A 12,337-nucleotide genomic window follows, 5' to 3' on the forward strand; every position below is an offset into this window, starting at 1 on the left:
TATGTCATTCCTGTATTAGGTTCTCGGTGTCTAAGGAGCTATGTCATTCCTGCGAAAGCACATCGGTGTCATCCCGTGGCTTGTCCACGGGATGACATAAGACATTAATTTACCTATCGATCTCACCAAATACTATATCAAGCGTTGCTATAATAGTAATAACATCTGCCATTAAATGACCTTTGGACATAAAATCAAGTCCTTGCAAGTGAGCAAATCCTGGGGCTTTGATTCGGCATCTATAAGGTCTATTACCACCAGTAGAGTATAAATACACGCCAAACTCACCTTTTGGGGCTTCTACTGCCTTATAAGTTTCACCAGCTGGAACATCATACCCCTCGGTATAAAGCTTAAAGTGGTGGATCATCGCTTCCATAGATTCTTTCATTTTAGCCCTTGTTGGTGGTGCTAATTTTGGATCATCGGTTTTAACTGCTCCTTGCGGCATTTTCTCTATACACTGTTTGATTATCTTAATAGATTCGTACATCTCAAGCATACGCACTAAATATCGGTCATAACAATCGCCGTTTTTACCAGTTGGTACTTCAAAATCCATTTCACCATACACGTCGTAAGGGTTTAATTTTCGCAAATCCCAAGCTATGCCCGAACCTCTAAGCATCGGACCTGAAAACCCCCAGTCCATCGCCTCTTTTTGAGAAACAACACCGATATCAACTAAACGCTGCTTCCATAACCTATTTTCATTTAATAGATTTTCAATATCTTGAAGTTTAGGAGGGAACTGATCAATAAATTTGTCTATATCCTCAAGTAAGCCGTCTGGTAAATCTTCAGCAACTCCGCCTGGTCTGAAATAGTTTGAGTGCATACGAGAGCCGGAAACACGTTCGTAAAACTCCATGATTTTCTCACGCTCTTCAAATAGCCATAATAAAGGGGTGGTTGCGCCGACATCTAAAGCTTGGCTGCCTATATTTAATGTATGGTTTAGGATTCTCGTTAGTTCTGAGAATAGTACTCTAATAAATTGAGCTCTTCTTGGTATTTCGCACTCCAATAAAGATTCGGTAGCTAAAGCAAATGCATGTTCTTGGCACATTGGTGAAACATAATCAAGACGATCAAAATAAGGAATAGCCTGCAAGTATGTTTTATGCTCAATCAGCTTTTCCGTACCACGATGAAGTAATCCAATGTGAGGATCAGCATTATTTACTACTTCCCCATCCATTTCAAGAATTAGCCTTAAAACGCCGTGCGTTGCTGGATGCTGCGGACCAAGATTTAACGTTATGCTTTTGGTGTTATTAGTCATATCATTTGTCATTGCGAGGAGCCATAGGCGACGTGGCAATCCAGTTAAATAATTTCATCATATAAATTTTTCCAATTTACGTTCATTCTTTGTTAGTAGTAATATATACAGCCAGTTGTTTCATAATTTTTCCTAGATTGCCGTGTCGGGACTATGTCCCTCCTCGCAAGGCATTGCCCGCGTGGATTAATTATGTCATTCCCGCGAGGCGTTGTTGCATGGATCAATTTTTCCCCTGTCATCCCGCGACTTGATCGCGGGATCCAGCTTAAAACACTAAAATTATTAGTACTAAAAGTTGTTTTTCTAGATACCTTGATCAAGCCACGGTATGACACCGAGGACCTTTTTCAATCCACGCAACAACCCCTTCCCGCGAAGTCGGGAATCCAGAAAAATAAACATAAAAGCAACAAGTTTTTTTAATAAAAAGCTCGATTTATCTCGCTTTATGCTGGATCCCCGCCTACGCGGGGATGACATGGTACACATTTTCCGATCCACGTGGGCAACGCCTCCTCGCAATGACATTATTTTATATTTCTTCTAAACTAAACAACCCTCAGCTATAAGCTGAGGGGTTATAAAGTGGAATCGATTAGAAATCGATCATCATTCACAGGTTCACCTTCCTGTTCATCAATATAGTGCTGTATCATTTCATCAGTTATATTACCTGAACTAACTGCCATATAGCCCCTAGCCCACAAATGATTGCCCCAAAATTGTTTTCGTAAATGAGTAAATTCTTGCAATAAAATTCTTGAGCTAATGCCTTTTAAATACTGTACTAACTTGCTAAGAGATATTTGCGGCTTATATGAGATAAACATATGTACGTGATCACATGATATTTTCCCTGAAATTATATGTACTTCATGTTCCATACAAATCTGCCTCAGTAAATCTCTAGTCCTTTCCGATACTTTGCCTATCAATATTCTCTTCCTATATTTTGGTATCCATATAAGATGCACTTTTAAATCATACTGACTATGACTATTCTTTCTATAACTTCTCATATTTCTTGATATAAATTCATTGCTAAAGCAATTTCATTATATCTTCCCTTCGCCTAAAGGCGAGGGATTTTTGATCCCCGAAGGGGGACATTAATAGAACCTAAAAGTAATATTTCTAAATTTCCATTTATTATATAGTCATTAGGTGGAAAAAATCAGGATAAATTATATTCTTACATAAATTAGGAGTTTGTTTATTTATTAAAACAGCACATTCGCACGAAGAAGAACTTTCTAAATAAACTATTTTCCATTTATAATTAGGATCAGTATCTTCTGTGTATTCTATAAATGAACGGCGTAAAGGATCAATTACTATATTCTTTAAAAATTTTTCAGTAGTGCGTAAACGTATGTAACTTATATTCTTATTAAATGTTTCAAAAAATTCTTCATTGATTACAAGTATTGAATTACTATGTAATGTTATATCAAATATTTGACCTTGTACAATTGGTATTTGGTATTTCATAAAAGAAATAATTTCTGATTATAAATCTATTTTTGGATTCCTGCTTTCGCAGGAATGACATTGTCTGCCTTCTCATCTCCTGGTAATACATAAGTAGGGCTGTGCCAAGGTGAGCTAAAATCAAACTCACGATATTCTATATCTAAATTAATTGGTTCATAAGTTACTTTTTTTGCCTGTTCATCATATTTAACTTGCGTATAGCCTGTTAACGGGAAATCTTTACGCAGAGGATGCCCCTCAAACTCATAATCGGTAAGTATTCGCCTTTTATCATCGTTGCCGTCAAAATTTATACCAAACATATCGTAAACTTCACGCTCATACCAACAAGCAGCATTAAATATATTGATTATAGATGGTACGCTTTCTTTTTCAGACACATAAGTTTTAATGATAAGACGTTTATTTAGTTTTAAGCTTAATAAATTATATACTACTTCGAACCTCTTATTTATTAAGGTTGTCTTTTCTGGATTCCCGCTTTTGCGGGAATGACATCTTGTAAGAAAATCAGCACCAAATAAGTCGGTTAGTACAGTAAAACGTAGCTCTTCTGATTCTTTTAAAGCTTTTAAAAAAGGTATTAAAAAATTCGGCTCAACTTTATACGCTAGGTAATCCTTAACCGTGATGGGATTTATCAATATACTTGATTTAGCGGCAAGCTTTTCAATGATTTTTTCGAGCGTCATATTTAAAACCTGTAGTGCGTTTGATTTTCTTTTGTAATTGCATAAGCCCGTAAATTAAAGCTTCCGCCGTAGGAGGGCAGCCAGGAACATACACGTCAACCGGTACGATGCGGTCACAACCTCGTACTACTGAATAAGAGAAGTGATAATACCCACCGCCATTAGCACAGCTACCCATTGAAAGCACCCATTTAGGTTCAGCCATCTGGTCGTATACTTTGCGTAATGCTGGTGCCATTTTGTTGGTAAGCGTTCCTGCAACTATCATAAGATCGGATTGTCTTGGGCTTGGTCTAAACAGCATACCAAAGCGATCCATATCATACCTACTTGCCGCTGCCTGCATCATCTCAACCGCACAACAAGCAAGCCCAAAAGTCATAGGCCATAATGAATTGCTTCTCGCCCAGCCGATGACATCATCGACTTTGGTTAATAAGAACCCTCGATTTGAAAGCTCATTATTCAGCAATTCATCTTCTTGATAAAAATTATTATGCATTTTTATTCTTACATAAAGTTAAATATAGTTGCGTAAATCGAGAACGTCATTGCGAGAAGAAACTGCAAGTTTCGACGAAGCAATCTCATGAAGTAATATAATATTCCTGAGATTGCCACGTCGCTACGCTCCTCGCAATGACGAAAGTTAAGCCCCAATATGAAATCCAGTATTTTCTCACTCCCAATCTAAAGCTCCTTTCTTCCATTCATATACAAATCCTATAGTAAGTACGAATAAGAAGAACATCATTGAGAAAAAGCCTATTTTGCCTATTGTTCCAAGGCTAATAGCCCAAGGAACTAAAAATGTGATTTCAAGGTCGAAGATAATAAATAAAATAGCAACTAAATAAAATCTTATATCAAATTTTGATCTCGCATCGTCAAAAGGCTCAAATCCGCATTCGTAAGGCTCTAATTTATCTTTATTATATTTTTTAGTAGCTAATAAATTCGGTAGAATCATTATTAAGCTAGATACTAATGTTGCAATACCAAAAAATATAGCAATAGGTAAATATTCTTGTAAAAGTTCTGAGTTTTGCAGCATATATTTTATTGTTATGTTTTGGTGTCATATGTGTCATCCCGTGGCTCCACCACGGGATGACAAGGTAATTAATCCTCGCAAGGCATTGTTGCGTGGATCGAAAAACTTGTACCATGTCATTCTTAGCAACGGCGGGAATCCAGCATAAAGCGAGATAACCTACGCTTTTAGTTTTAAAAATTTGCTGTATTTATAATTTTTTCTGGATTCCCGCCTACGCGGGAATGACATAAGTGATCCACGCAACAATACCTCCTCGCAATGACACTATATTCTATATTTACCCCAAATAACATTAATTATCAATGACAATATCGGGTTTGACTAATAACTTCATTAAAATTAGTACCCAAATGCTGCTTGCCACCCACCATATTTGCCAAACATTATATGAAATCATGCCGATAATATAATAATTTATGAAACATGCATAAGAGCTTGCTCTAAAATTATCATTTCCTATATTACCAATTTGTTTGAGATATTTGTAAACCAAGCTTAAGAATAAAGCTAATCCTACTAGTCCCAGCTCAAGAGTAATTTGTAGTATATTATTATGCGGGTGAAGCGGCAAAGGATGCCATTTTTTATCTGTATAATCAATCATTTCACTGTCTTTAACTTGGGTATATTTAGAAGAATTAAAGCCATTAATCATAAGCGGTTTTTCAGCAATTTTATTTGCAACGAAATGCCAGATAAATAAACGATGTGCCGCTGATAGATGGGTAGATAAATATTTATCTGATAACTCCTTAGGATTAATTTGTACGGCTATAACTGGAAATAGTAACGAGCCGGTTATTAGACCGAATATTATTAGTTTAGAAAATATCGGCTTTATAAGTCTTGCTAAAATAAATACTATCCCGCCTAAACTAAATCCTAGAAAACTTGCTAAACTATCAGAGATACTTAATAAATAAAGTACTAAGATATATAATATTAGAGCGTGATAATATTTTTTATCATAAATTAAAATAGCTATTACTACCCACGCAGTAATTGAAAGTAAAGCACAACCTCGATCTAGCATATGAAGGTTAAAATTTGCCTTAAATATTCTAGTTAAAAAGCCATCAGAAAAATATTCGACAAAGAATAGTAAAATTGCCGTAAGAGTACCAAATATTAAAGCTTTTTTAAGCTGAGGACGATTTTGAAATGGTTTGAAATTACTAACAACAAAGCCAAGAAATAAGATTGTAAAGACTTGAACAAAATTAGTTAGGCTATTGATAGGTCTGATCGCAAATAAACAAGATATCAAGCACCAACCAGCGAATATTATTTCGGTATTATTTCTGCTATTTTTTGTGTCATTCCCGCGTAGGCGGGAATCCATTAAAATATTCTTTCTGGATTCCTGCTTTCGCAGGGATGACATGTATATGCAAATAATACTCAACAAAAACACCGTAACAGTAGCTGCGACTGATAAGCCAGCAATCATGCCAAGGCTTGGGATTAAGAATATAAAAAAATAGTTTATCATGTTAACTTAAAAACACTCTTTAGCAAAGATTTCATAAATAGGGTTTTCGAATGTGGAAAGTGAAATGCTGCCGGAGGTCATCCATCCTTGAAAAAGTAATTTAGGGTCTTCGTCAATTATATATTCCGTTATAGTCATCAATATATAATTATCTTCGTTATACGGATCAAGGTTTTTAACACATTTATGTATTTTGATTTTTATATTACCAAAATATTGTTCTTCACCAACTTTAAACGTAAGTTTTTCAGATTTAGCAGTAGTCTTATTTAAGGCAATAATCTCACAGTTATCACAATTTTTGAATGCTGTACTATCACTAATGGCTTGATTAGAATTTAAAACCAGCGGATCATTATTAATAAGGTTAAATATATCATTCTCAATATCTTCAGTAGTCGTAACAGAATCTAACTCTTCTGCAAATATAATAGGCGAGCAGGTAAATATAATAAATGCTAAAATGATCTTTAAATGCTTCATAAGTAAATTAATTATAGTTTTTTAAATTATATACTATGAGAGATTAATGGCAACTAGGTTTTGTGGTAAGTTTTTATCGTCATTGCGAGGAGAGGCGAAGCATCGACGCGGCAATCTCAGGATGCTTGACAAGATTGCTTCGTCGCTTTGCTCCTCGCAATGACGAGTTAGGTAGGCACCGTCAAGTTAAGTAAATTAGTGTCACAAAGTACTATATTTTTAGATTTCAGACAGCAAGAAGTCTTTGAGTAGCTTCATCCCAAATGGATTTAGCGGACGCAAATGCAATTCTTTGCTCAGATGCTGTTTTAGTATATCTTCCAACATTTACAGCAAATATATTTCTGACTTTTCCCATCAGTGATAATGTACATTGTGCTGAATTAGGATGCTTAAATTTAATCAGTATCTTCTCTTTTCTCCTAGTTGGCTGATGGGCATTCTCAATCCGATTATTTAGTCTTTTATCGGTACGATGCTTAGTCCTAGGACACATATACCTAACTGGTTTAATGTAGCTTTTTAGCTTATCAGTCACAATAACCCTTGGACATGGATAATTACCCAATAATCTTGATAAAAAGCGAATAGCTGATTTCTTGTTACGACGCTTCTGCAGTAATACTTCTAATTCATGTCCCTCAGAGTCAACAGCTCTCCATAATATGAATACTTCACCTTTGATCTTGATATTCATCTCATCCAAATGCCATTTATCAGTTGGCTTTCGCTCTCTCTTACTAATAACATCTTGAAAATAAACTACAAACTTATAACACCAAAACCTTACAGTCTCATGACTTAATATAATACCTCGATAAGCCATCTGCTCTTGAACATCTCGGTAACTATTATTAAAGCGATGATATAACCATACTGTATGGCTAATAATGCTTGCTGGAAAACGATGTCTATTCGGGGCTTGAGTAATATGCATAGCGGTAAAATCTAGGATAAATTGTTACTGCTATTCTATAAATCATTCCCTGTAATTGCTCAATACTTAATTTATACCTCCCTTAACTTGACGGTGCCAACCAATATTATAATCTTTGTAAAAGCTAAAATGCAACTTTTCTTTCAAGCTTTATTAAATTATGTGTTACTCAAAAGCAACTTATCAATCAATTGATTTTCTAAATTGAATTTATATTTTTGATACATTTTAAATTTATTATATTACTTATATATTAACTTTTCTTGTTATATTTTTTAAAAAACAAATTATTATAAAGGAATTAATATGTATCATATTGAAGAGGGAATTGAATTAATTTCTCAAAAATTTCTTGCTTTATGGAAATATGAATTGTTTCCTATTGCTAATAACCAGATCACAGTAAGTAATATTTGTATTTTCATATTACTTTTATTATTTGGCATTAAATATTCAGAACGCCTATCTAGATTTGTTAATAACTTTATAAGTCATAGATTGAAAGGAAATAATACTAGTGCAAGCATTTTAAGTAAGCTAATTATATATTCAATACGTATTTTATATATAATTATTGCTATGTCTCTAGCTAATATCCCTATGGGAAGCTTAGCCATTTTAGGCGGAGCATTAGCATTCGGTTTAGGATTCGGTACGCAAACATTAATTACTAATTTTATTAGCGGAATTATTATAATGATCGAGCAACCAATTAAAGAGGGGGATATAATTGAAATAAAAGGGGTAATCGGAAAAGTAAAAACAATAGGCATTAGATGTATTATTCTAAAGACTACTACTAATCATTCTATCCTTATTCCTAGTAGTGAAATTATTTTAAATAATGTAACAAATTGGACTCTAGATAATGATATAGTAAAATATCAGGTAGAAATAACATTCCCGAGTAGCGAAACTAAATTAAATCCTGAAAGTTTGATGGATAAACTTAAAACATCAATAGGCAAATTAGATTTTATAATTCCTAATGAAGAAGCGAATGTATTTTTAACAAAAGTAGATAATAACGGCTTAACTTTCTATATTAGATTCAATATTGATATTAAGAAAAACTCTGATTTTGAATATATTAAAAATAATTTAAATATTGCTTTATATTCACAACTTAAAAATTATAATATTGTTTTAAATCACTTAGATTGTACAAAAATATAATAGAAAAGGGCACCGTCAAGGGCACCGTCAAGTTAAGGGAGGTATAAATTAAGTATTGAGCAATTACAGGGAATGATTTATAGAATAGCAGTAACAATTTATCCTAGATTTTACCGCTATGCATATTACTCAAGCCCCGAATAGACATCGTTTTCCAGCAAGCATTATTAGCCATACAGTATGGTTATATCATCGCTTTAATAATAGTTACCGAGATGTTCAAGAGCAGATGGCTTATCGAGGTATTATATTAAGTCATGAGACTGTAAGGTTTTGGTGTTATAAGTTTGTAGTTTATTTTCAAGATGTTATTAGTAAGAGAGAGCGAAAGCCAACTGATAAATGGCATTTGGATGAGATGAATATCAAGATCAAAGGTGAAGTATTCATATTATGGAGAGCTGTTGACTCTGAGGGACATGAATTAGAAGTATTACTGCAGAAGCGTCGTAACAAGAAATCAGCTATTCGCTTTTTATCAAGATTATTGGGTAATTATCCATGTCCAAGGGTTATTGTGACTGATAAGCTAAAAAGCTACATTAAACCAGTTAGGTATATGTGTCCTAGGACTAAGCATCGTACCGATAAAAGACTAAATAATCGGATTGAGAATGCCCATCAGCCAACTAGGAGAAAAGAGAAGATACTGATTAAATTTAAGCATCCTAATTCAGCACAATGTACATTATCACTGATGGGAAAAGTCAGAAATATATTTGCTGTAAATGTTGGAAGATATACTAAAACAGCATCTGAGCAAAGAATTGCATTTGCGTCCGCTAAATCCATTTGGGATGAAGCTACTCAAAGACTTCTTGCTGTCTGAAATCTAAAAATATAGTACTTTGTGACACTAATTTACTTAACTTGACGGTGCCCTCCCAAGTGCCGGATCAATCCCAAGTACTATCATTGTTACCCCTACCGTATCATCCCGTGACTTGATCACAAGATCTATAAAATAATTTTTAAAATACTAAATCCTGTGTACAAGCTATGGGATCACAGCTTCGTATATCCATATATACATTTAATAAATAAAGAGTTGGTAGACGAAGCTCAATTTGGAAAAGAGCAAGGCGGCTTGAAGCTGATAACCGCAGCGTATACTTAATACGTGAGGATTATCAGCAAAAGACAACGACGCCAATTTTTCAAATTCAGCGAGTATACTGATAATAATCAGGATTATCTTCCCATAGCTCCCGCACCTTGACAAATAAAAACAAATGCACGGGGAAGCCAAAAAACTGTTCCATCTGTTTGCGAGATTTCATTCCGAGTTCTTTGATTTTTGAGCCGTTTTTACCGAGTATTATAGTTTTGTAGCTTTCTCTTGAAACTACTATAACCTGATTAATCTTTACTGATTTATCTTCAAGCTCTTCCCATTTTTCGGTTTGCACTGTTAGCTTATAAGGCAGTTCTTGCTGTAAACCTAAAAATAACTGCTCTCTTGTAATTTCTGCGGCGATAAAACGCATCGGCAAATCAGTTATGTCATCCTTTTCATAAAGCCAAGGAGCGATTTTTGCTTTACTTGTTATATATTCAAGTAGCTTATCAACATTCTCACCCGATATAGCAGAAATAGGAAAAAGCAAACTATCAGGATAATTTTCAGCTAAAAAAGCTTTAGTGTCGTCTATATATTTCGATTCGACATCTATTTTGTTTAATAAAATTACTGGTATAACATTAAGCGAGCGAAGTTTATTTAAAATATCATGAGTTATGTTATCTAGCGGCTTCAAACTATCAATAATTAACATGACAATATCGGCACTATGCAGGCTAGACCAAGCACATCTAACCATTGCCTTTTCTAAAGTCCCTTTCGGCTCAAATATCCCTGGTGTATCATATAAGATTATTTGGGTATCTTTTAGGGTAATAATGCCGGTAATGATCGACCTAGTTGTTTGAACTTTTGGGGTAACTATCGAAAGCTTTCCACCAATTATTCTATTTAGCAAAGTGGACTTGCCACTATTTGGTCTGCCGATAATACAAACTGAGACTGTTTTTTGTTTAATCATTTTTTAGCCTATGCAATAAACTTCTCGCAGCGTTTTTTTCAGCTTCTTTTATAGAGTGTCCCTTACCTGTTTGCTCGTAGCCGTTTATTTTTACTGATACTGTAAAGGTTGACAAGTGAGCTACGCCCTCTCTTTTAATAAGTCGATATATCGGGATATGATGATCTTTGCTTTGTGCCCATTCTTGTAAGGCGGTTTTAGGGTCATAATCTGTTAAATCTTTGACTTTTATAAATTCAGCCCATAATTTCCCTATAATATTATGAATTGTAGTAATATCACTATCGAGATATATAGCTGCGATTAAAGCTTCTGTAACATTTTCAATATTATTAGGATTATCACGCCCGCCGGCTATTTCTTCGCCATGCGTCATAATAATATAATTTTTTAAACCAAGCTTAGCTCCTACAACACAAATTGTTTCCTTACAAACTAAATATGATCTAATTTTAGCTAAGTTTCCTTCGTTATATTCTTTAAAATTATTAAATAAAATTTCTGTGATAATTAAATTTAATACCGCATCTCCTAGAAATTCCAACCGCTCATAATCTTTATTAGCCTTATATTCATGATGCTGTCTTAAAGAGGGATGACTTAAGGCTTCTGTTAAAAGTGCCTTATTCTTAAAATTATAATCTAGTAATTTTTCTAACTCCTTAAATGACTCCATCAATCCTCTATGCTGTATAGATTTCTAAATATCCTATTAAACCTAATAGACTCTACCCAAGGCTTTAACTTTAATATCAGATTAACAACCCCTATATCACTATCCCACCATGTTATTTTTGTTGAAAACCAAATAAATTGTGCTTTGGCAATAAAATTCTCAAACGGCACAAAACCTAAATCTATCCTACTATCATTTGACTGATCTCTATTATCACCTATAAAGAAATATTCCCCTTCCGGTACATAAAAAGCATCTGTGTTACCATATTTATCATTAGACATAATTCCTAAAACAGGAGCAAGCTTATAAGAAAAATATGTTTTGCCATTTGGCAATGTTTCTTTAAATTTTAAATATTTTCTTCCCTCTTCACTAACATAAGTTTCTGACTCTATACGCTCTATTTTTTCATCATTAATATATATTACATCATCAATTAATTGCACTTTATCCCCGGGAAGCCCTATCAAACGCTTTATATATCTAGTATTCATTTCGTGAGGAGGACGAAAAATTATGATATCGCCACGCTCTGGCGTGCGAGCAAATATTCGTCCTTTAAATAAATGAATAAAATCAAAAAAAGATAAAGAATAATTACTATATCCATAACTATATTTTGTACCAAAAATTCGATCATTTTCAAGTATAGTAGCTTTCATTGACCCAGTCGGAACAACAAAAGATTCTATTATTAATATTCTAATCATTAGTGCAACAACTACTACTAAGATAAAAGATTTCCATTCTTGAGCAGTTGTTTTATTATTGTTTGATTCAGTATTTGTTTGCATAAAGTTTTTTTTAGTTATATTTATTTGCTGTGTTATTAATGCTCGTACAGCATGTTTCAGAAAGCTCTAGACAAGATGAATTTCAAGGTGAGCCTGCGGAGCGTATATTAAATACGTGAGCAAAGGCGAATCCTGCAAAATTCGCTTGTATCGAGCTTTATAGAATGTGCTGTATGTCATCCTTAGGGCGTCAACTTAAGTAC

The 12,337-nt window shown here is 34.0% G+C and carries 16 protein-coding genes and 1 pseudogene; 4 read left to right on the plus strand and 13 right to left on the minus strand.

Features of this window, described 5'->3' with window-relative positions; genetic code table 11:
* Positions 1–109 precede the first annotated feature (109 nt).
* The 9 genes from nuoD to BA173_RS04955 all read right to left on the minus strand — a co-directional run bounded on the left by nuoD (position 110) and on the right by BA173_RS04955 (position 7,443).
* Positions 110–1,285 (minus strand): NADH dehydrogenase (quinone) subunit D, encoded by a 1,176-nt coding sequence (gene nuoD, locus BA173_RS04910; protein ID WP_068041784.1) that lies wholly within the window; start codon positions 1,283–1,285, stop codon positions 110–112.
* A 581-nt stretch (positions 1,286–1,866) separates the two neighbouring features.
* Complete coding sequence (gene tnpA / locus BA173_RS04920; protein WP_095568239.1) at positions 1,867–2,307, minus strand: IS200/IS605 family transposase; 441 nt, start codon at positions 2,305–2,307, stop codon at positions 1,867–1,869.
* A gap of 130 nt (positions 2,308–2,437) precedes the next feature.
* Positions 2,438–2,779 (minus strand): hypothetical protein, encoded by a 342-nt coding sequence (locus BA173_RS04925; protein ID WP_068041972.1) that lies wholly within the window; start codon positions 2,777–2,779, stop codon positions 2,438–2,440.
* A 26-nt stretch (positions 2,780–2,805) separates the two neighbouring features.
* On the minus strand, positions 2,806–3,474 hold the full coding sequence (locus tag BA173_RS04930; protein ID WP_068041975.1) for an NADH-quinone oxidoreductase subunit C: 669 nt from the start codon (positions 3,472–3,474) through the stop codon (positions 2,806–2,808).
* Positions 3,452–3,976, minus strand: a complete 525-nt coding sequence (locus BA173_RS04935) for a NuoB/complex I 20 kDa subunit family protein (protein WP_012152061.1) — start codon at positions 3,974–3,976, stop codon at positions 3,452–3,454. Before BA173_RS04935 ends, BA173_RS04930 begins: the two co-directional genes overlap by 23 nt.
* A gap of 177 nt (positions 3,977–4,153) precedes the next feature.
* Positions 4,154–4,528 (minus strand): NADH-quinone oxidoreductase subunit A, encoded by a 375-nt coding sequence (locus BA173_RS04940; protein ID WP_011477088.1) that lies wholly within the window; start codon positions 4,526–4,528, stop codon positions 4,154–4,156.
* Positions 4,529–4,823: 295 nt separating this feature from the next.
* The gene (locus BA173_RS04945; protein WP_068041978.1) at positions 4,824–6,023 is read right to left on the minus strand and encodes an O-antigen ligase family protein; all 1,200 of its coding nucleotides are present in this window, start codon (positions 6,021–6,023) and stop codon (positions 4,824–4,826) included.
* A gap of 6 nt (positions 6,024–6,029) precedes the next feature.
* The gene (locus tag BA173_RS04950; RefSeq protein ID WP_016947897.1) at positions 6,030–6,506 is read right to left on the minus strand and encodes a DUF2155 domain-containing protein; all 477 of its coding nucleotides are present in this window, start codon (positions 6,504–6,506) and stop codon (positions 6,030–6,032) included.
* A 226-nt stretch (positions 6,507–6,732) separates the two neighbouring features.
* Positions 6,733–7,443 carry an IS6 family transposase gene (locus BA173_RS04955; protein ID WP_095568243.1) on the minus strand — a complete coding sequence of 237 codons (711 nt, stop codon included), beginning with the start codon at positions 7,441–7,443 and terminating at the stop codon, positions 6,733–6,735.
* A gap of 21 nt (positions 7,444–7,464) precedes the next feature.
* Here BA173_RS04955 and BA173_RS07900 point away from each other — a divergent pair, with 21 nt between their 5' ends.
* Positions 7,465–7,638 carry a hypothetical protein gene (locus BA173_RS07900; protein ID WP_157738085.1) on the plus strand — a complete coding sequence of 58 codons (174 nt, stop codon included), beginning with the start codon at positions 7,465–7,467 and terminating at the stop codon, positions 7,636–7,638.
* A gap of 111 nt (positions 7,639–7,749) precedes the next feature.
* On the plus strand, positions 7,750–8,619 hold the full coding sequence (locus BA173_RS04960; RefSeq protein ID WP_016947824.1) for a mechanosensitive ion channel family protein: 870 nt from the start codon (positions 7,750–7,752) through the stop codon (positions 8,617–8,619).
* On the opposite strand, the gene BA173_RS07905 is transcribed toward BA173_RS04960, so the two are convergent.
* Positions 8,570–8,716: a hypothetical protein gene (locus BA173_RS07905; protein ID WP_157738087.1), complete on the minus strand. Its 147-nt coding sequence runs from the start codon at positions 8,714–8,716 to the stop codon at positions 8,570–8,572. The two genes, BA173_RS04960 and BA173_RS07905, sit on opposite strands and share 50 nt — an antisense overlap.
* A 21-nt stretch (positions 8,717–8,737) precedes the next feature.
* On the opposite strand from BA173_RS07905, the gene BA173_RS04965 reads away from it, so the two are divergent.
* Positions 8,738–9,448 carry an IS6 family transposase gene (locus tag BA173_RS04965; RefSeq protein ID WP_095568243.1) on the plus strand — a complete coding sequence of 237 codons (711 nt, stop codon included), beginning with the start codon at positions 8,738–8,740 and terminating at the stop codon, positions 9,446–9,448.
* A 334-nt stretch (positions 9,449–9,782) separates the two neighbouring features.
* On the opposite strand, the gene era is transcribed toward BA173_RS04965, so the two are convergent.
* Genes era through lepB form a run of 3 tightly spaced genes read right to left on the minus strand, consistent with a single transcriptional unit; the run spans position 9,783 to position 12,134 of the window.
* Positions 9,783–10,661 (minus strand): GTPase Era, encoded by an 879-nt coding sequence (gene era / locus BA173_RS04975; RefSeq protein WP_068041693.1) that lies wholly within the window; start codon positions 10,659–10,661, stop codon positions 9,783–9,785.
* The gene (rnc, locus tag BA173_RS04980) at positions 10,654–11,337 is read right to left on the minus strand and encodes a ribonuclease III (protein ID WP_068041695.1); all 684 of its coding nucleotides are present in this window, start codon (positions 11,335–11,337) and stop codon (positions 10,654–10,656) included. The genes era and rnc overlap by 8 nt, the downstream gene beginning before the upstream one ends.
* Complete coding sequence (lepB, locus tag BA173_RS04985; RefSeq protein ID WP_068041698.1) at positions 11,337–12,134, minus strand: signal peptidase I; 798 nt, start codon at positions 12,132–12,134, stop codon at positions 11,337–11,339. The genes rnc and lepB overlap by 1 nt, the downstream gene beginning before the upstream one ends.
* 44 nt (positions 12,135–12,178) lie before the next feature.
* Between lepB and BA173_RS08915 the strand changes: the two are divergent.
* A pseudogene (locus BA173_RS08915) lies at positions 12,179–12,308 on the plus strand (palindromic element RPE3 domain-containing protein); the annotation flags it as partial.
* Between the last annotated feature and the right edge of the window lie 29 nt (positions 12,309–12,337).

Source organism: Rickettsia sp. MEAM1 (Bemisia tabaci) (assembly GCF_002285905.1).
Taxonomy (GTDB): Bacteria; Pseudomonadota; Alphaproteobacteria; order Rickettsiales; family Rickettsiaceae; genus Rickettsia.